Origin of the sequence: Lactiplantibacillus plajomi (genome assembly GCF_005405405.1) — a bacterium.
Classification (GTDB): domain Bacteria; phylum Bacillota; class Bacilli; order Lactobacillales; family Lactobacillaceae; genus Lactiplantibacillus; species Lactiplantibacillus plajomi.
The window spans coordinates 73,059-91,192 of sequence record NZ_BJDZ01000008.1 but is presented as its reverse complement, the minus strand read 5'-3'; the positions used below and the strand labels follow the sequence as shown (position 1 = coordinate 91,192).

The window sequence follows — 18,134 nt, the reverse complement described above, 5'->3', positions numbered from 1 at the left end:
CCGCACCCCCTACAACTTCTGAATGGCGTCAAAAACGGCCTGACGTTGAATCCGAATCGTCAAACCGGAAGCCGCACCGAGTTCTTCCAACGCCGCCTGGGCGTCCGCAAAGCTCAACTGCTGGTCATCCCAGACACCTGACAGCATCATCGTAAAGTTATCGGCCATCAACGTCTGCGACATGTCGACAATGTTGATCTTCAACCGTGCTAGTTCGGTGGCCACTCGCGCCACAATGCCGACTTGATCCTGACCAACGACCGTAATAATTGCTTTCATCCTGTATAACCTCCCATAAAATAGCCTTCACTTTCAATGCTCATATCATAGCATTCCCCGCGTGAAAACGCATCCGCAAGCTAACCTAAATCCTTTCTGAAAATAATGAAAGATTGCTGAAATTGGCGGGTTTCGTTCGGTTAGTTTGTTATAATGTAAACCGCTTATTAATTCAGACAAAGGGATGGAGAACTTGACACAACAACATCATTTACGCGGGGTGCTCCTCGCGAGTACCGCCGGCATCTTATGGGGGCTTTCCGGGGTAGCAGCGAGTACGCTCTTTCTCAGTAACCCGGACCTGACGGCAAACTGGCTGACCCAGGTCCGAATGATTAGCGCCGGCCTCATTTTACTGGTCTGGTGCCAGTTAGTCGGTCAACAACCGTTTGCCATTTGGCACCAACGGCGTTCCGCCGGCCGGATCGTTAGTTACGGGTTACTGGGCTTGATTCCGGTCCAACTTTGCTACTTCGAGGCCGTCCGGGCGGGTAACGCCCCAATTGCGACATTTATTCAGTTTTTAGGACCGTTCATCATCACGCTATACTTCTTACTGTTTAAACACATCCTGCCTAAACGGATCGAAGTTGTCGGAATGGTGATGGCCTTTGCGGGGACGTTACTGATCGTGACCCACGGACAATTGAACCAACTCGCCATTTCCCCGGCCGTGCTTTTCTGGGGCGGCCTTTCAGCGGTCGGGGTCGCCACCAACACGTTGTTGCCGCGCGCCATCCTGCCCAAATACGGGCCGTTAGCCGTCACCGGCTGGGGCCTACTGGTAGCAGGCGGCTTTTTAATGGTGCTGCACCCAATGTGGTTAGCCCACCTGACCATCACCAGTTTCCAACTCCTCTTGCTCGTGGTCATCGTGTTGCTTGGAACCGTCGCACCGTTTTTGATGTTTGCTCACGCCTTGAACGACATCTTACCAACAACTGCCAGCCTGCTGGACGCCTTCGAACCCCTCGCCGCAACGGTCTTCTCGGTGCTGTTCCTGCACGTGCAATTAACCGGCTTCGACCTTAGCGGCGGCTTACTGATCATTCTGGCCGTCATGGCGTTGTCGCTTAACATGCATAAGTTAGTCTTACGGTTCCGGCGTTGGCGCACCAACGCGTAAACAGATAAGTTGGCAGCTACGGGGAGTTATGCTAGACTAGTAATGTTGAATCTGGGGGTGTTCTGGATTCGACAGGTATAGTTTGAGTTCGGATTGCGCTTCGTAGGTTGCGTCTACGTAAAAACGCTCAGTTTAAATTATAACTGCAAAAAATAATAACAATTCTTACGCTTTAGCTGCCTAATAAGCGCTTAACGTAGATCCTCCCAGAATCGTCCATGTTCTGGATCTGGGTCCTAAATTTAGTGGACTCACGCTCAACGCTTCCACCTGGAGTCGCGAGAAGAGATTAATCAGGTTAGTCATTACTGGGTGCCCTGTCATGCGGCGTTTGTAATGGCGAAATTCAAGTAGTATGACTATGAGCGTAGAGGTTCGGAGGGCAATATGCTTGGACGCGAGTTCGACTCTCGCCACCTCCATTATTGAATTTGACCAGCTTAGCTCCAGAACACTGAGTTGGTATGGCGACCTTAACGGGTCGTTTTTTTAATGCTGTCAGTTGACCTTTCCAACCAAGCGGACTGCCACGACAAACTAGCGGCCCGGTGCTAAGCTGTAGGTGAATATCAAACATTGATATTCACTCCGCAGATTTTCGTACATTCCCAACAGTTTTCACCAAACCGCGCACCACGCGACCAAGCCACCCGCTTGGTCGTTTTTTTAAGTCAAAAATGGTCTTACCGGCGTTTACCAGTAAGACCATTTTTCTGCATGTTCTAATTATGCGGTAAATAAGCGTTGGCGACTAAACCCGACACCGACCAGTACCCGGTAGATCAGCGGTACCAGCACAAAGCAGGCAATCGAATTGATAGTTGCTGCTAGTAAGCTGGTAAAGGCCCCAATGACGGCAACGTTCAACGCCGTCCCGACCATTAACGCTTCAATCACACCGGTACACCACGACGTCACGATTTTGGTCAATCCTGCGACTAATGACACCCAGTATAATTTGCCCAGCTCGTCTTCTTCGTAATGAATCGACTTGTAACTCCAACTGACCATCGCCGCTAAAATAATCGCTTCAATAATCGTTAACCAGGACGTCGCCGCGTAACCGTTCAGAATATCAAACAATCCCAGACCGATGGCGCCAGCCGCAGCACCGTAGCCGAAACCTAAAAACATCACCGCTAAAACGGTTAAAATATTGCCAAAATGAATAAACGGTCGCCCGACGATGGCTGGTAACGGAATCCGTAACATACTAATACCAACAAAAATAATCGCCGCAAATAAACCGGCAAACACGATTTTTTTCAATTGTTCTGACTTTCCCATAGGGTCGCTCAACTTCCTTTCCCAAATGCCTATCATTATTTTTTAATGTAATTCCCATTTTAAGCTAATTACGGTCAAAATAGAAGAGCTACGGGCGATTTTTCCTTATTCGATCATCTGGACATCATCTTGGTGTGCGGCGTCAATCCCCTGCGCAACCACTAATAAGTCAAAGGCAGCGCGTGGCATTTGGTAATGATGACAAAACAAGTAGTATCCTAAATCAATCACCACTTGGTGGGCCACCGTTGCGCCGTTACCAGTTAGCTTTAACCGCTGCCCAGCCCGGATCACCAGGCCGCGCATCACCGGATCACGCCGCACCGTTGCGTGATTGCCCGTTAATATTAATTGGTTTTTCAACTGGGTCGCCTCCTGCTGATTCGCCCAGAAATCCGCCTTAACCATTTTACTCAACTCCGATCATTTCCTCGGCTATATCATAGGAGTTTCACTGGGTATTCGCAACGGAACACACCCCGTAAAACGGCGGTCTATTAACGTTTGTCGTACTATTACAAATAAGTTTATTCGCTCAATCTGCGCCGCTCCGTACTTTGACAGTTCAACTAACAATCTTGGTCAATCCAAATTAATTTTTAACATAAATTTACTTATGCTAAGGCTCACTGCCGGTCTTGATCACGTAATCCGAATAGTAACACTAAGATGCCAAGAATCAACGCGCCCACAAAGACCATGAAAATCGCCGGAATTTTAAAGCCAACGCCCATTAAGGCCCCAACTAAAAACGGTCCAATGGTAGCGCCAATGCGCCCGATTGACTGGGCAAAGCCCATCCCCATACCACGAGCATCGATGGCAAATTGTCCAGGAGTAAAGGCAATCATGATGCCCCACGCCCCGAGCGTGAAGAAGGATAACCAGGCACCACTAATAATAATCATTAGACTGCTATTGGCTAACCCAAAGGCCGCGGCGCTTAACATCGTCCCAAATAAGTAAACGGCCAACACTAATTTACGTTGGACCTTTCCAATCAACCAGGCCGCTAAGTAATAACCCGGTAACTGCGCTAAACTCATTAACACGGTATAGCCGAAACCGTGCACCAATGAAAAGCCGCGTAACACCAACACACTTGGTAACCATAAGAACATGCCATAATAAGCAAACATGATAACAAACCATAAAATGCTCAAACAAGCGGTTGCCCGCCGGTACTCCGCCGACCAGACTTGGCGTAAAGCTGCGCCAAACGGTCGCTGATTAGGCTTTTCCGCCGGTGTCTTATCCGGCAAGTGCCGCCGAATCAACAAGGCGTAAAAGCCCATCAGTGCCGTGATCAAGACGGTGATTCGCCAGCCGAACTTTGGCATCACCAAGAAGGACAGTAACGACGCCAAAATCCAGCCAAACGCCCAAAAACTGTCAACTAACACGAGCATCCGGGCCCGCTGAGTGCCACTAAAATGGTCGGCAATAATCGTTGCAGCGACCGGCAATTCGCCCCCAAGCCCGACCCCGGTCAGGAAGCGGACCGCGATGAACCAGCCAACGCTCGGCGTGATTGTTAACAATAAATTCCCGACTGAGAATAATAACAACGTCCCGATCAAAACCGGTTTACGACCGATTTTATCCGCTAAGTACCCGCAAACGACGGCCCCCACCATCATTCCGAGTGACGTAATCGCACTGACCGCGCCTAAACTTCCCGCACTCAGGTGCCAACTTTGTTTGATCACCGGCATAATAAACGATAGCAATGCCACGTCCAACGCGTCAAACAGCCACGCCGTCCCAATTAATAATAAAAGCCGATTACCCTTTGAACCCATCTTTTTTCTCCCCCATACCGTTAAAATAACGTTAGTCATTAAAGGTACTTTTTACCTTTAATGTGACCAAGGTTACCACGCACTTTCCAGCGTGTCAACTGAGCCGATAAAGTTTTGCTGGCCGCCCGGAACCACCCGGTCGAACCTCGCCCACTTCTTGAAAAAGTTGCCCGTGGGTCTTCCGAAAATTCGAATTATCAATTTTGGTTACCGGTACCCGCCATAAAATCGCGTAGACTTCACGGGCCTGCTTCAACGTGAAGGTCGCACCCAACACGTTCAGAATCGTTGGGGCGTAATCCAAGCGGTTACGGACCCGTTTGAGAGCCGTGCGAATAATCAAGCCGTGATCAGCCGTCAGTTCTCCCGCTCGATGGGCGTAAAAATTAGTCGCGGTTAGGTCGTCGTTGATTCCCTGAAAAATTCGGCTTGGCGTAGCGAGATCGTCGCGGTGTACCCTTGGCTGTACGGCAAACCAGGCCGCCGCCTTCGCGCCGTATCCGGGCGTTAACGTCGGCATGCCCGGCAAGTAGACCATGTAAGTTAACGCCAAAGTCCGTTCACCGGCAACTCGACTAACGTTAGTAAAGGTCCCGAGTTGTTCGACCTGGGTAGCTGCCAAGTGGACGCCAATTTTTTCGCGAACTAGCCGAATGGCCGCATCCTCCGCGCTTTCATCGGCCCGTAGCCAGGTCGTCGGTAAGCCCCACGACCCCGCATCCGGTGCCGTGGTCCGCTGTAATAATAGCAGGACGAGTTGCTTGGTTGTCTGATCAAAACTAAAAATCACGTTCGTTATGCTGACCCGTGGTCGACTGATAATTTCCGCCATATTGACGGCCTCCCTTCTCGTCAAAAAAGCCACGACTTAATTGTCGTGGCTGCATCGTTATTAGTTCATTTGTTGAAGCGCTTGAACTGTCCAGCCATTAATAGCGGATTTTTCAATGATCGCTTTTTTAATTTCCCAAACGTCCGCTTTGATATAGCGTTGTCGGGCTGCCATGAGAGGAATATTATGAACAACCTCTTGGCCTCGATTAATCGTAACGCGCATTACATTACATCCTTTCCTAATGCTCAGGAAATTTGTAAATAATTCTGTGTATTTGATACTGGGGCAAGTACGTGATACTAAAAATATATTTATCCAAAATCTGAGAATCTTTCTGGCTGAGTCTTGAACCCTCAAGCTAAGTAAGCATTTTATCATACTTTAAATTTAAAAGCGAATAAATTGTCTTAATCGGCAATCCTTTTTACCAGCAAGACCTGCTCGTTGTATTCCAAATGGAAGCGTTTTACAATTGATTTAATCATAAAACTGGAGGTGCGGTTATGCGTCAATATAAATATTTAGCCTATGGCGGCATTACGGTGGTTTATTTAGGCGCACTGTACGCGCTGATTCACTTAATCCGCCTCGCTTACACGTTGTTCTTTTTATAGTTTCGATTCACAAGGCCAAAAAAGCAAGCTGGTGACCATCACCAGCTTGCTTTTTTAACGGTGCCACAAGTAGCGGTTAACCGCTTGCGCCACCTTTGGATTTTCATGTAACTGACTATGCTGAGCGTGGGCGCCGTGAAACGTCTTCGTCGTAATCGTCGCGTCACGGCCCTTTAGTAAGCTATTCAACGAGCGGGCCGAAACGTTGGTGACCAAGCCGTCCGAGTGGGTGCCATCATCAAGGTTCCCCACGATGTTGAGTACCCGGATTCCGGTTGGGAAGTGGGGCTTCTTAGCCGCCAACAGTTGATAGGCCGCGTGTTGGTAACGGGGCTGGCCCGACTTCAAAAATGAATTTTGATTAGCAACGTCGTCTTCGCCAATCACGCCGTCAAAGGGCCCCGCAATCGTCACCAGTTTTTTTAGCGTTGGGAAGTTTCCGGCTTGTGGCGTCATCAATAAGTTGACGCTGGCAACGCACCCGGCCGAATGGGCAACGATATTATATTGGTCAAACGATTGTCGCGCCCGCACGGCCTTAATCACCTTGGCCAACCAGGCAGTCTGTTGATCATACTGCGCCAAGTTATTCTTAAAAACAACTTGAATAATCGGGTTGCGCGTCCGCCGCGACCATTTTCCAGCTAAGCTGACGGTGCCATCGGTCTGAACCGTGGCGACAAAGACCCGCTTAGCGTGGGCCGTCTTAGTGGCCGCCTTGATCAACGTATTGGTTGAGTTCGCACTGCCCTGAAAGCCGTGTACGTAAAAAGTTGGCGTATGACTTGTGACGTACGCCGACTTAGGCTTATTAGTCGTCTCCGGCTTAGCTGTCGGCGTTGCTTTTTTACAACCCGCCAGGCCAACCGTTAGTACCAATCCCAAAAGTAGCCACCACTGATAACTTCGTTTATTCACGCAATTTCGCCTCATTAATATTCAAAATCATTCCCAGTTCCGCCGAATCACGACCAATTCATCCGCGAGAACGCTCGTGGCCAGGCGTAAGTAGGTAACGTGCTTGCCCGGCTTAGGTGAATGTAATAGCCAGCCGTTACCCGCATACAGGGCGACGTGGTGGACGTCACCGCGACCATGGTCGTGCGCAAAAAAGCACAGGTCGCCAGGTTGGGCGTCGGCCAAGTCGACGGCGGTCCCAACTAGGGCTTGATCCGCCGCGTCGCGTGGAAGTTGCACGCCAATCGCCCGGTGCAAGCCGTAAGCTAGCCCGGAACAGTCGAAGCCGTACGGGCTGATACCGCCCCACAAGTAGCGCAAGTCCAGAAAGTTAGTTGCGAGTGCCACGAGTTGGGCACCACTTGATTGGCTTTGACTACGAACCATCATCTGGGTCGCCCGCTTGGCCACTTTTCCAACTCCCAACGGCGTCTGAACCAAGTCATAGTGGGCGTCCTTACCAGAAACGACCGGTAACTCGGTCCCCAACACCAGCTGGCGTAAGGTACTACCATCCGGTCGCAGTAGCGGCGTTACCGCCCGTTTAACCGTTACGGTCGGTCCCGTCTGTAACGGTAGCGGGGCTAAGGATAGCTGCGCCGCCCAAACCCAGCCGGGATAACCGCGCGGATGGTGCGTGTCAGCCTGGTTAGTCACGAAGCCGTACGCCCAACCATCTACGATCCGGTCAATCACGAATGGATCATTAAAAAGTACCTGGGTCACCACCCGGTCGTAACGCTCAATTGCGACACTATCGGCGTCACTCAGGGCCTCAATCCATTGATTTAAACCACCGTTGTTTAGTGCTAAGCGGTCTAAAGTTGTGACTTGGGGTTGCCGCCAAACGTTGGCAACCGTTGCAATAATCCGTGCTGTTTGCATATTGATCACCACCCCTTTGTCCTAAGTCTACCATACCGTAAACGGCGACCATACCCCGCAACGCAGTTAGGTCGGTATCCTTTCTAGGGAAACTTTGGGTTCAAAATTAAAAACTACTGTGAAAGTATGCTATGATACTAATAATCACTTAGGAGGCGTTTTAAAAGATGGATAAAACCGATTTGAAAATTCTGAACGCCTTACAGGCGGACGCCCGGATCTCACTGAAAGCACTGGCGGACCAATGCTTTATTTCGTCACCAGCGATTTCAGCCCGGATCTCGCGGTTGAAAAAGAGCGGTATCATTCGTGATTACCAGGCCAACTTAAACTATGAAAAGCTTAATTACCACATTAAAGCCTACATTCAACTCCAGCTGGAACCGACCCAAAAGGAACGGTTCTACCCGTTCGTTGAGCGGATTCCTAACATTTTGGAGTGCGACTGCGTGACCGGTGAATATTCTCAAATCTTAAAAGTCATTTTTGAGTCGACCCAGGCCTTAGACGAATTCGTGAACCAGTTACAAACTTTCGGTAAGACCAGTACCCAAATCGTCTTTTCAACTAGCGTAGCCAACCGTGGCTTGACCCTGCCGGTTGACCACGATACTAGCCAAATCAAAGAATAATGCCTGTAAGCCCCAAACAGCACCGTTAACGCAAAAACGTTAACGGTGCTGTTTTAAGCTTAGTTTGTTAAATGGTCGGGGCGGCGCAAAGCTTGCCGAACGGCGGCCGCGGTCGTTAGCCGGTACTTGGTCTTCAACTGTTCTAAGCACACTTCCGAGCCGACCAGTAATCCCATGCCGGCGAGCCCCAAAGCGACCCGGCTATTTATGGGTAACGCTAGGCACAGGGCGGCTAGAACCGCTAATACCCCGATTAGGATGCCACCGGTGAATCCAATGAATTGGCGCTGTAAGTTTCCTCCCATTAGCCCACCTTCGCAAATTGGTTCATCGTGTAGATGAGCCCAATTCCTAATAACCAGAGAATGGCCAGCGGTACGACGACTAACGGGCCGAAGCCGTACCAACCAACCACGCCTAAAAATAAGACTTCGACCGTGTGTAGCGTGATCAAAAAATCAAAGTACGCCCGGTAGATCCAGTGGATAATCATGCTTGCAAAAAAGCCAATCAAAATTACACTATAAAACAACCCGTGTGCCATTGCTAACCGCCCCTTTTTTGTATTTTTAAGTTATCCCTATCATGCCACCTTCATCGCGATTAAGTTATCAATTTTTTGTAAATATGCCGTTATCTTTCAGTAAATCAGGTCCAACTACTAAAAAACGTTAGTTTAGCAGTCTTTTGCCAAACTAACGTTAATGATAATTATTTTTTCAAACTCAGCTTTTCAACGTTCAACGCTTTATCGACCCAGCCCTCGACGAAGCTGCTTTCATGACTCACTAAGATCAAATTACCAGGGAATGCTTGCAGCGCGCGCTTCAAGCCGTCCTTAGTCTCATCATCCAAGTGGTTGGTCGGCTCGTCCATGATTAGGAAGTTACTTGGAACCAGTTCCAGCAAGGCGAGCTTGACCTTAGTCTGTTCGCCACCACTCAACAAGTGCATCGGCTTCATTGCGTTGGCCGCGTTGATCCCGCACTTCGCTAACTTCGTCCGAATCGTTTTCGGCAACATCGTCGGGTATTCATTTTGAATCGTCTGTAACGGGGTCAACTGCGGGTTATCCCATTCCAAATCTTGATTGAAATAGTTGATTTTAGCCGATGGGGAGAAGTTCGACGTCCCGTCAATCGCTGGAATCACACCCAAAATCGACTTGATCAACGTCGACTTACCGACCCCGTTGAACCCTTTGAAGGCCAGCTTTTCGCCCGTCGTCATGGTAAAGGTCACCGGTTCCAGCAGTGGCTTCCCGTAGCCGACCGATAGCTTCTTGACCGTCAACGCGTTTTGCGACCCGGTATCTAAGTACGGGAAGTTAAAACTCGCGTGGACGTTTTCCGACGGCGGGTCGACCCGTTCCATATGCGACAGCATCTTTTCCCGCGACTTGGCCATCGTCGACTTCGACCCAGCCTTGTTTTTACGAATAAACTTTTCCGCCTTATCAATCACCACTTGTTGCTTTTCGAAGGCCTTCAACTGGGCTTCCTTACGGGCTTCTTTTTGGCGCATGGCCGCTTTGAAATCGCCACGGTACTTAATAATCTTACCGAACGCCACGTCACAAATACAGTTCGTCACCTGCTGTAAGAAATCGTAGTCGTGAGAAATCACCATTACGGCGCCCTGAAAACTATTCAGGTAGTCTTCCAACCATTCGATATGGGTCGTATCCAAGTAGTTGGTCGGTTCGTCTAAAATAATGACGTCCGGATTTTCTAGCAATAACTTGGCTAAGATAATCTTCGAGCGTTGGCCCCCCGACATTTCACTGATCACGTGGTCGCGACCGATTGCATCCAGACCTAGCCCAGTGATGACCCGTTCCATTTCGGTTTCAATATCGTAAAAGTTATTGGCTTCCAGCGTTTCCTGAATCCGCCCAGCCCGTTCAAGCAACTTGTCGTCCATATTCTCAGCGTAGTCCGCATAATACTGTTGCATCTGGGCGTCTAAATCGTATAGCCATTTAAAGGCCGTTTTCAGAAAAGCGTACAACGTCATCCCCTTGGGAATATCGGCGTATTGGTCTAAATAGCCGGTCCGGACGTTGCGTTGCCACTTAATTTCCCCCGAAAGCGGCAAAATTTGGCCGGTCAAAATCTTGATCAGGGTACTTTTCCCCGCCCCGTTTTGGCCAACAATTCCCATGTGATCGGCCTTTTCCAGGGTAAAGTTAGCATCCTCATAAAGTTTGCGGTCCGCAAAGCTTTGCGATAAATCTGTTACTTCTAATAAAGCCATTGTGTTTTCAACCTACACTTTCATTTTATAACGTGATAAAACAGGCCCCGTTCATCACGAGGCCTGTCTGGCAGGACCGGCGTTACGCCATAACTAAGTCCTTACCGAGTTCGTATTGCATGTGGAAGTACATCCGGTCCCCGATGGGCTTAATCCCAACGGTTTCATAATGGTAGCGGTCGTACAGCTTCTTGGCCCCTAAGTTGGCCATATCCACGTTCAAACCGATTCGCTGCATGCCGTCCGCGCGTGCGTAGCGAGGTAACGCGGCTAACAACTTACCGCCAATCCCATGACCCTGATAATCCGGGTCAACTGCGATCGAATCCAAGTACCATTCGTGCTCATAACTTTCTGCTTCAGCTTCAAATGCTGAACCAAACGCATCGTTGTCCGCGGTGACCCGTGCTAACACGTCGTCGACCGCGTCCTCATTTTTGTCGGGGTAACCAAACGCGACCCCGACTACTTGACCATCGGCCTCGGCCACCACCGTCGTTGCCTTACCGGACAAATAATCGGGTGTCCGGTAAGCGGCAGTAATGGCCTGCTCTAAGTCAGGTTCAGGAATGTCGTCTAGTTCCTCAAGTTGCATTTCATCAAAAATCATATTAATTAGCGGTGCTATCTGGCCCGCGTCGTCTTGATCGGCTGGTCGAATTGTTATCACGAATAGCCCTCCTTCTTTAGTATGTTATACCTTACACTGAATACGAGAACTTGTCAAAATATGCGCCGTGGCGTGGTATACTGAAAGGCGAAATTATTTTGAAGGGATTTGAGCGTTTGAACATTCGCGACATTGACCACATTACCCTGACCGTGACTGACATTCCACGGTCTTTACGCTTCTACCACGAAGTATTCGACCTGCCGATCATCACCTTTGAAGGCGACCGCCAAGCCGTGCTGGTTGGTAAACAGAAAATTAACTTTCAAACGATCGACCACCCCCACGCGCCAATTGCGGCTAAACCGACCCCGGGGAGTGCCGACCTGTGCCTCATTGCTAAAGACCCGCTCGATGCAATCGAACACCACCTGAAGAGTTACTTCGTCGACATCGTAGCCGGCCCGGTCGAACGTACCGGGGCGCACGGCAAGTTGCTGTCACTCTACGTGCGCGACCCCGACAATAACCTGATTGAAATCAGTAACTATCATTAATATGCCAAAAACAAACGTGCGCCCAAAGTCGGCTGACTTTGGGCGCACGTTTTGACTATTATCAAATTTAAACGCAAGTACAACAGTGATTTTCACCGTGGTTAGCTCAGTTCGCGTCCACTATTTCAGTTAGTCAACACTAACAGTTTGTGGTTGCGCTTGGTACTGCCGCATCATTTCTGCTAAGTGAACTTCGTGGGTGACAAATTCATGAACCCGGCAAACGTAGTCGTGTTCACGCCCGATTTTGGCAATGTAGCCGTTTATGTAATCCACTTCGGTCGGCCGCCTCTTGGAGAAGTCCTGGTACATTGACGGGTAATGGTACTTATAAGCGTGACTGACCGTTTCAACCGAATCGATTTCTTCCTGGCGGGTCTCAATTAATTTAATCCCGGCCCGTTCACAGGCGTCGTAAGCTTCATTGAACATCTGGGTGGCCATGTCGCGAACGCCCGGATATTGAATGAACTGGCCCATTTGAATCTGGAACATCGTGCAAAGGCTGTTAGTTACGGCGTTGAAGACGACCTTCGACATACACATGCCCATGAAGTTATCGGACCAGGCCGGGTTGAGGTCGGCGGCTTGAAAGTCCGCCATTACCTGCTTGGTAGTGGCATCCATGTCACCGGCGTACTTACTCATGTGCATCGCTTCGCTGCCCTTGGGTCCCATAAAGTCAACCGAACCGGGCCCGTTGAGGACGGTCGCGATCATCGCGGTACCACCAATAATGTGGTCCTCCGGGAAATAGTCGGCGATTTTTTCAAAGTGCCCCATCCCGTTCATCGCGGCAAAGGCGTACTGATCATCGTGAAAGAGCGGCGCATCGCGTTTGAGTTCGTCCGCAAGCTGCATCTGTTTCTTAAAAATAATCCAAACGTCCGGATGCCCCTGATACTCTTCGGGGTGATAAATGTTAATCGGTACGATCCGCCGGTCAGCGTGGTCGCGGGCAACTTCAACGCCCCCCTGTTGGCGAACCTTCTCAACGTTTGGTTCCCACGTGTCGATAAAATCAACGCTCACGCCCGCATTTTCTTGTAACATCACGCCGTACCGATAACCCATTGCGCCCGCACCAATCATTCCATATTTCATATCAAAACCATCCTTTCAAACTATGTGTGTCTGTGTGACTACCTATGTGAATTAAGCTATGTGACCCTATGTGTTACTACTATGTGAATCAAACTATGTGTTGTTGCTATGTGTTAAAACCGCGGTACATCAATCTATGTGTTAAAAGCCGACAAAAAACGCCCTTTGGATAATAATTATCCAAAGGACGTTTTCACGGGTTACCACCTTTATTCAAATAACGCTCACACGTTATTCCTCAGCGCGTTCAAAACAACTAAACGCGTGCACAATAATGGGTGCCCCCAGCGAACCTCGAAAAGTTCGCGCCTGGCCACACCCTTTAATCAACTTGACGGGGCACCTTCCCAACAACCGGTGCTTTCTGGACGGGTCAAGTTAACGACTCCGATATGGCTTACGGCTTCGCTCATCAACTTTTAATGTTTTAACCATAATATTATTAATCCAAAAAGTCAACCTTCCATCAGCAAAAACCGCCCAAACTATTTTTTATTAATAACAAAAGCCACCGCTAGTACAGAACCAGCCGTGGCAACTAAAGATTATTAACTTATTCGGGAACGTCGCGTGTCAAACTCGTTAATAGCGGTTTCCAATCCAGCGACCAAATCAACCCCAGCGCGTGGTCGCCCGTTAAGACGCCCATCAGGGGACCAATTTCGCCGGTTTTGACCCGCACCGCTGGAAACTGGTAACGTAACTCACTGGCCCAGTCCTCCGCAATTTCCGGATCATTGGCGCTGAGGACGTCCAACCTTACCGGCAATTGACTGGCCCGTTCAAAGCGGGCAAACTGCTCCTGCAAGGCCTGTTGCGCATTTTTCAGCGTTCGTTCCTTTCCTAACACCTGTAACTTGCCGTGGTCGTTAAACGTAATGATTGGCTTGTTACGTAACACCATCGTCCCGGCCAAACTACTATTATTATAAATCCGACCATTCTTAACGAGGTGCCGCATGCTGTTAACAATCAACATTGTCGCCGTGGCCGCCCGCAAGCGGGTCAATTGCGTCAAAATGTCCGTCATCGAGAAGTCGGCCAACGCCATGGCAGCCGCTAGCTTAACCATGTTGGCCGTTCCCGCACAGGTCGTGCGCGAATCAAACACTTCGACGGTCAACCCCTTCACGGACGGGGCGTAGGCTTTCAAGTTATTGACCCAACCACTGACACCGCTACTCAGTCCGACGATCAAAACTTGTTCGATCCCCGCGGCAAGTAGTTGATCAAAGACCACCTGCATCTCGGCCATCGAAATTTGTGAAATCGTCGGGATATCCTTCTCAACTTTTAATAACCGGTAAAACTGGTCGGTGGTAATATCAATGTTTTCGTGATAAACGTGGTTGCCAAACATGATCGGGTCGTTAACCACCGTCACGTGGTAATCGGCCGCAGCTTGGGGGGATAAGTTTGCAGAACTATCCGTTACTACCGCTATTTTCATCTATTATTTCACTCCAATTATGCACACGCGGGAGATCCGCGCGGTTCACCGGGAACCCCCGGTCAGGAAACTAGCCTAAAAAAGGCACTCCCATACAGTATACTGTACGGCAGTGCGCTTTTTCAAATGGCAACGTGGGTGGCGATTGCTTGCGCGGACGCCACCAGTGGCCAAGTCACTGAATTTTCAATTGGAATGAGGGTCAGGGTTCCTAGTGCCCGTAACTGGTCACGTTGCGCCGGCAACAGCGTCCCCGTTTGATAACACCCTTGCGCCAGGGACTTTACGTTGGCGCCCAACGTTTCGACCGTTTCAACGATCCGGTTGCGCGGTTGGTCGCTAAATAGCAAGTACGCTTGGGCCACCGTATCTAAGTGGTGCACGGTCAAATACTGATGGTTATGATTAAAGGCCGGCCCGCGGGTCCCGCGTACGAGGCGCTGTGCGGCCACGATCACGTCGTTCAGGACGCTGTTCGCCGTGGCGGTACTGCCGGCCCCCGGTCCCGTATAACAGCTTTCACCAACGGCGGCGCTCCGCAACGCAACCGCGTTTTGAACCCCGTCGACGCGACTTAACGCCCGCCCCGTTGCCACCGCCACCGGGGCGACCCGGCAGTAAAGTTGGTGGTCATGGCGTTGCGCCTGGGCCAGTAATTTGATCTGCCAGCCATTTTCGGCGGCCGTTTGACAAACTGTTGCGTCAATCGTCGTAATCCCGACCGGCGCGACCTGGGCCACCGTCAACGGCTGACCAAAGGCGAATTGGCTGAGAATCATTAACTTATAAGTCGCGTCTAGTCCGGCGACGTCATTGGTCGGGTCGGCTTCAGCGTAACCAGCTTCCTGCGCTAAACTAAGCGCCTGTTGGTACGAGCGCCCGTTCGTCATCGCACTGAGAATGTAATTGGCCGTCCCGTTAATAATGCCGCTAACGCCCTGAATCGAATCGGTCGCGTAGCTATCCGCTAACGTCCGCAAAATTGGGATTCCCCCGGCGACACTGGCTTCGTATAATAAGTCACAGCTCCGTTCCTTGGCGAGTGCCACTAACCGGTGGCCGGCCGTTGCAATTAGGTCCTTATTGGCGGTGACGACCGACTTACCGTGACGTAGGGCGGTCGTAATGGCCGCTTCGGCCGGTTTTAACGTCCCCATGACCTCGATAACAACCTGAATTTGGGGGTCGGTCACGACCGCTTCGATTGAATCGGTCAGCCGGGTGCCAATTGGTAACGGCACCTGCCGCGGCGCGTTTAAGTGACTAACGGCGACCTTGGCGAGGTGTAGCCGCAGTCCCTGCATTTGTTCAATCTGATCCGCTGCCCGGGTCAAGCGGTCGATCACCCCGCTACCGACCGTGCCGAATCCTAACATCCCGATTTCAATCGTCGTTGTCATTTTAATCCCCTCCTAATTAGGTCCTAAACTTGAGCCAAAGCTTGATCTAAATCAGCAATCAAGTCATCCGCATTTTCGACCCCGACTGAGATCCGAATCAAATCTGGCGTTACCCCGGCGGCCAGTAACTCCTGTTCATTTAGCTGGGCGTGGGTCGTCGATGCCGGGTGAATGATCAGCGACTTCGCGTCGGCCACGTTAGCAAGTAACGAGAATAATTTCAAATGTTCAATCAAGGCCTTTCCCGCCGCTTCGCCGCCGGTCAAACCGAGCGTAAAGATCGAACCGACGCCGTTTGGAAAGTACTTTTCGGCTAACGCGTGGTACTTACTATCCGCTAATTCCGGGTAATTGATCCACGCTACTTTCGGGTGATCCTTCAAAAAGGCCACGATTTTACGGGTGTTGGCGACGTGGCGTTCGACCCGCAACGATAACGATTCTAGTCCTTGTAATAGTAGGAACGAGTTGAACGGGCTGATGGCCGCGCCCATGTCACGTAAATTCTCCGCCCGTAACTTGGTGGTGAAAGCCGCCCCGCCTAAATCGGCAAAAACTAGGCCGTTATACTGCGGGTCGGGGGTTGTAAAGCCCGGGTAACGACCACTCGCACGCCAGTCGAACTGACCGCCTGCGACCACGACACCGCCCATCGTCGTACCATGGCCGCCAATAAACTTGGTTGCCGAATGAATAACGACGTCGGCGCCGTGTTCGATTGGTCTTACAAGGTACGGGGTCCCAAAAGTGTTATCCACAATAAAGATGATCTTGTGGCGGTGAGCAATTTCAGCAATGGCTTCAAAGTCGACCAGGTTAATGCCGGGGTTGCCAATGCTTTCTACGTAAAGGGCCTTAGTGTGCTCGGTAATTGCCGCCTCAAAGTTCGCCGGATCATCCGGGTCAACGAAGTGGGTCGTGATCCCCAACTTTTTTAACGTGACCGCGAATAAGTCGTAAGTCCCACCATACAAGGTGTTGGCCGCCACGATTTCGTCCCCCTGTTGGGCAATCGTCAAAATGGCCGCGTTGATGGCCGCCGAACCGGTCGCTAACGTCACGCCGGCGGTCCCGTGTTCTAAGGCCGCGACCCGTTGATCCACAACGGCGGTCGTCGGGTTGGTCAAGCGGGTGTAAATATTGCCCGGATCGGTCAATGCAAAGCGGCCGGCGGCTTCCTTAGCGTCCTTAAACACGTAGGAGGTTGTCTGGTAAATCGGGACTGCCCGCGAGCCGGTCTCATCGACCGTTTGCCCCGCGTGCACTTGTAACGTTTCAAAATGGTAATTTTCTGGATTTGTTTTTGTCATATTAAAGACCCACTTTCGTTAAATTCAATGTTTTTAACCAATTGGCGTACAGTCGGCAGCTGGCCGTTGACCAACTGTAATCAACTTCCCGTGGCTGACCAGCCTTGAAGTAGTGTTGCGGCGCTTGAATCGGCAGCCGTTTCCGTAAGTCGCGTTCGTACTCGTTGGCCAGCGTCTCGGCTTCGTACTCGGGATGGCCCGTCACGTAAACCGCGCGCAACGCCGGCGCGGCCAGAACCAACGGTCCGACCTGATCACTGTCCGCCACGACCCGTAACCCGTCCGGTAAGCTGGTTGGCAGCACCAATTCCGTGTGGCGCGATTGCGGCATCTTCAATTGCCCCCCCGCCGCAAAGCCGCTAACCAACTGGGAGTGCTCGTCAACGTGGTCCGCCGAATAGATGCCGAACACCTTGTGATCAACTAGGCGCTTCTGAACGTTAAACTGTTCATACAAACCGGCCTGCGCCGCCCAACATTCAAATAACGTCTGGCTGGCGTGGCGCTGGGCCCAACTAATGATTCCCTCCAACTCCGACCAATAATCAACGTCCTCAAAGGCTAACTTCTCCACCGGCGCCCCGGTGATGATCAAACCGTCAAAGTAACGGTCAACGACCTGGCCAAGCGTCACGTAATTTTCAGCCACCAACTCACGCGGCACACTCTTGAACTGGTGGGTCTCCGGGTACATGAAGGTGACGGCCACGTCGGTATCCAACGCCGCGAAACGTTGAATAAACTGCCGCTCAGTGGTTACCTTCGTCGGCATCAGGTTCAAAATTAATAATTGTAAGGCGTGGTCCGGTTCAAGACCGTTCACCCACTGCCGTTGTGCCTTTAATAAGCCATTTTTTACTGTGACCGTCATCATAATCTTCCTTTCTTTTAGCGACAAAAAAAGCTTTCGTCCGTTAGTCTTGATATCAAAACTAACGGACGAAAGCTTTCGCGTTACCACCGTAATTCGTCGCCACCTCGCAATGACGACCTCGACAAGTACCCCGGGGGATACTCCGCAATATATCGG

The 18,134-nt window shown here is 50.7% G+C and carries 20 protein-coding genes and 1 other RNA gene; 4 read left to right on the top strand and 17 right to left on the bottom strand.

Annotated features, from left to right (window positions below; all coding sequences use genetic code 11):
- Positions 1-9: 9 nt before the first annotated feature.
- Entirely contained in the window at positions 10-279 is a 270-nt protein-coding gene (locus FFM82_RS04925) for an ACT domain-containing protein (protein WP_137644758.1), read from the bottom strand.
- A gap of 193 nt (positions 280-472) precedes the next feature.
- On the opposite strand from FFM82_RS04925, the gene FFM82_RS04920 reads away from it, so the two are divergent.
- Both FFM82_RS04920 and ssrA read left to right on the top strand, forming a co-directional pair.
- A complete protein-coding gene (locus tag FFM82_RS04920) occupies positions 473-1,405 on the top strand; it encodes a DMT family transporter (protein WP_137644757.1) in 933 nt (310 codons plus the stop codon).
- 53 nt (positions 1,406-1,458) lie between these two features.
- Positions 1,459-1,830: a transfer-messenger RNA gene (gene ssrA / locus FFM82_RS04915) on the top strand.
- Between the two features lie 301 nt (positions 1,831-2,131).
- Here ssrA and FFM82_RS04910 read toward each other — a convergent pair.
- The 7 genes from FFM82_RS04910 to FFM82_RS04880 all read right to left on the bottom strand — a co-directional run bounded on the left by FFM82_RS04910 (position 2,132) and on the right by FFM82_RS04880 (position 7,785).
- Positions 2,132-2,692 carry an ECF transporter S component gene (locus tag FFM82_RS04910; protein ID WP_137644756.1) on the bottom strand — a complete coding sequence of 187 codons (561 nt, stop codon included), beginning with the start codon at positions 2,690-2,692 and terminating at the stop codon, positions 2,132-2,134.
- 105 nt (positions 2,693-2,797) lie between these two features.
- The gene (locus tag FFM82_RS04905; RefSeq protein WP_137644755.1) at positions 2,798-3,100 is read right to left on the bottom strand and encodes a hypothetical protein; all 303 of its coding nucleotides are present in this window, start codon (positions 3,098-3,100) and stop codon (positions 2,798-2,800) included.
- Between the two features lie 218 nt (positions 3,101-3,318).
- A complete protein-coding gene (locus FFM82_RS04900) occupies positions 3,319-4,494 on the bottom strand; it encodes an MFS transporter (RefSeq protein ID WP_137644754.1) in 1,176 nt (391 codons plus the stop codon).
- Between the two features lie 94 nt (positions 4,495-4,588).
- Complete coding sequence (locus FFM82_RS04895; RefSeq protein WP_137644753.1) at positions 4,589-5,326, bottom strand: NUDIX hydrolase; 738 nt, start codon at positions 5,324-5,326, stop codon at positions 4,589-4,591.
- Positions 5,327-5,386: 60 nt separating this feature from the next.
- Complete coding sequence (locus FFM82_RS04890; RefSeq protein WP_137644752.1) at positions 5,387-5,551, bottom strand: hypothetical protein; 165 nt, start codon at positions 5,549-5,551, stop codon at positions 5,387-5,389.
- Between the two features lie 446 nt (positions 5,552-5,997).
- Positions 5,998-6,861, bottom strand: coding sequence for an alpha/beta hydrolase (locus tag FFM82_RS04885; RefSeq protein WP_225425621.1), 864 nt, complete (start codon positions 6,859-6,861; stop codon positions 5,998-6,000).
- A gap of 27 nt (positions 6,862-6,888) precedes the next feature.
- Complete coding sequence (locus FFM82_RS04880) at positions 6,889-7,785, bottom strand: C40 family peptidase (RefSeq protein WP_137644750.1); 897 nt, start codon at positions 7,783-7,785, stop codon at positions 6,889-6,891.
- A 167-nt stretch (positions 7,786-7,952) separates the two neighbouring features.
- Here FFM82_RS04880 and FFM82_RS04875 point away from each other — a divergent pair, with 167 nt between their 5' ends.
- Positions 7,953-8,417 (top strand): Lrp/AsnC family transcriptional regulator, encoded by a 465-nt coding sequence (locus FFM82_RS04875; protein ID WP_137644749.1) that lies wholly within the window; start codon positions 7,953-7,955, stop codon positions 8,415-8,417.
- A gap of 59 nt (positions 8,418-8,476) precedes the next feature.
- Here FFM82_RS04875 and FFM82_RS04870 read toward each other — a convergent pair whose 3' ends face one another.
- The 4 genes from FFM82_RS04870 to FFM82_RS04855 form a co-directional block, all read right to left on the bottom strand.
- The gene (locus FFM82_RS04870; protein WP_137644748.1) at positions 8,477-8,722 is read right to left on the bottom strand and encodes a hypothetical protein; all 246 of its coding nucleotides are present in this window, start codon (positions 8,720-8,722) and stop codon (positions 8,477-8,479) included.
- On the bottom strand, positions 8,722-8,961 hold the full coding sequence (locus tag FFM82_RS04865; RefSeq protein WP_137644747.1) for a hypothetical protein: 240 nt from the start codon (positions 8,959-8,961) through the stop codon (positions 8,722-8,724). The genes FFM82_RS04870 and FFM82_RS04865 overlap by 1 nt, the downstream gene beginning before the upstream one ends.
- 167 nt (positions 8,962-9,128) lie before the next feature.
- Positions 9,129-10,673 carry an ABC-F family ATP-binding cassette domain-containing protein gene (locus tag FFM82_RS04860; RefSeq protein WP_137644746.1) on the bottom strand — a complete coding sequence of 515 codons (1,545 nt, stop codon included), beginning with the start codon at positions 10,671-10,673 and terminating at the stop codon, positions 9,129-9,131.
- 82 nt (positions 10,674-10,755) lie between these two features.
- Positions 10,756-11,343, bottom strand: coding sequence for a GNAT family N-acetyltransferase (locus FFM82_RS04855; protein ID WP_137644745.1), 588 nt, complete (start codon positions 11,341-11,343; stop codon positions 10,756-10,758).
- Between the two features lie 116 nt (positions 11,344-11,459).
- Here FFM82_RS04855 and FFM82_RS04850 point away from each other — a divergent pair, with 116 nt between their 5' ends.
- Positions 11,460-11,840 (top strand): VOC family protein, encoded by a 381-nt coding sequence (locus tag FFM82_RS04850; RefSeq protein ID WP_170178217.1) that lies wholly within the window; start codon positions 11,460-11,462, stop codon positions 11,838-11,840.
- 129 nt (positions 11,841-11,969) lie between these two features.
- Here the strand turns inward: FFM82_RS04850 and FFM82_RS04845 are convergent, their stop codons facing one another.
- The 5 genes from FFM82_RS04845 to FFM82_RS04825 all read right to left on the bottom strand — a co-directional run bounded on the left by FFM82_RS04845 (position 11,970) and on the right by FFM82_RS04825 (position 17,975).
- Positions 11,970-12,944 carry a ketopantoate reductase family protein gene (locus tag FFM82_RS04845; protein ID WP_137644743.1) on the bottom strand — a complete coding sequence of 325 codons (975 nt, stop codon included), beginning with the start codon at positions 12,942-12,944 and terminating at the stop codon, positions 11,970-11,972.
- A gap of 553 nt (positions 12,945-13,497) precedes the next feature.
- Entirely contained in the window at positions 13,498-14,394 is an 897-nt protein-coding gene (locus tag FFM82_RS04840) for a DegV family protein (protein ID WP_137644742.1), read from the bottom strand.
- Positions 14,395-14,516: 122 nt separating this feature from the next.
- Positions 14,517-15,794: a homoserine dehydrogenase gene (locus tag FFM82_RS04835; protein WP_137644741.1), complete on the bottom strand. Its 1,278-nt coding sequence runs from the start codon at positions 15,792-15,794 to the stop codon at positions 14,517-14,519.
- A gap of 23 nt (positions 15,795-15,817) precedes the next feature.
- A complete protein-coding gene (locus tag FFM82_RS04830) occupies positions 15,818-17,104 on the bottom strand; it encodes an O-acetylhomoserine aminocarboxypropyltransferase/cysteine synthase family protein (RefSeq protein ID WP_137644740.1) in 1,287 nt (428 codons plus the stop codon).
- Between the two features lies 1 nt (position 17,105).
- Positions 17,106-17,975 (bottom strand): homoserine O-acetyltransferase/O-succinyltransferase family protein, encoded by an 870-nt coding sequence (locus FFM82_RS04825; protein ID WP_137644739.1) that lies wholly within the window; start codon positions 17,973-17,975, stop codon positions 17,106-17,108.
- Positions 17,976-18,134: the final 159 nt, after the last annotated feature.

Coding starts and splice junctions, on each gene's coding strand:
- FFM82_RS04880 (WP_137644750.1), bottom strand. CDS start 7,785: ATGCAAACAGCACGGATTATTGCAACGGTTGCCAACGTTTGGCGGCAA.
- FFM82_RS04895 (WP_137644753.1), bottom strand. CDS start 5,326: ATGGCGGAAATTATCAGTCGACCACGGGTCAGCATAACGAACGTGATT.
- FFM82_RS04870 (WP_137644748.1), bottom strand. CDS start 8,722: ATGGGAGGAAACTTACAGCGCCAATTCATTGGATTCACCGGTGGCATC.
- FFM82_RS04860 (WP_137644746.1), bottom strand. CDS start 10,673: ATGGCTTTATTAGAAGTAACAGATTTATCGCAAAGCTTTGCGGACCGC.
- FFM82_RS04825 (WP_137644739.1), bottom strand. CDS start 17,975: ATGACGGTCACAGTAAAAAATGGCTTATTAAAGGCACAACGGCAGTGG.
- FFM82_RS04890 (WP_137644752.1), bottom strand. CDS start 5,551: ATGCGCGTTACGATTAATCGAGGCCAAGAGGTTGTTCATAATATTCCT.
- FFM82_RS04905 (WP_137644755.1), bottom strand. CDS start 3,100: ATGGTTAAGGCGGATTTCTGGGCGAATCAGCAGGAGGCGACCCAGTTG.
- FFM82_RS04840 (WP_137644742.1), bottom strand. CDS start 14,394: ATGAAAATAGCGGTAGTAACGGATAGTTCTGCAAACTTATCCCCCCAA.
- FFM82_RS04865 (WP_137644747.1), bottom strand. CDS start 8,961: ATGGCACACGGGTTGTTTTATAGTGTAATTTTGATTGGCTTTTTTGCA.
- FFM82_RS04845 (WP_137644743.1), bottom strand. CDS start 12,944: ATGAAATATGGAATGATTGGTGCGGGCGCAATGGGTTATCGGTACGGC.
- FFM82_RS04910 (WP_137644756.1), bottom strand. CDS start 2,692: ATGGGAAAGTCAGAACAATTGAAAAAAATCGTGTTTGCCGGTTTATTT.
- FFM82_RS04925 (WP_137644758.1), bottom strand. CDS start 279: ATGAAAGCAATTATTACGGTCGTTGGTCAGGATCAAGTCGGCATTGTG.
- FFM82_RS04835 (WP_137644741.1), bottom strand. CDS start 15,794: ATGACAACGACGATTGAAATCGGGATGTTAGGATTCGGCACGGTCGGT.
- FFM82_RS04875 (WP_137644749.1), top strand. CDS start 7,953: ATGGATAAAACCGATTTGAAAATTCTGAACGCCTTACAGGCGGACGCC.
- FFM82_RS04830 (WP_137644740.1), bottom strand. CDS start 17,104: ATGACAAAAACAAATCCAGAAAATTACCATTTTGAAACGTTACAAGTG.
- FFM82_RS04900 (WP_137644754.1), bottom strand. CDS start 4,494: ATGGGTTCAAAGGGTAATCGGCTTTTATTATTAATTGGGACGGCGTGG.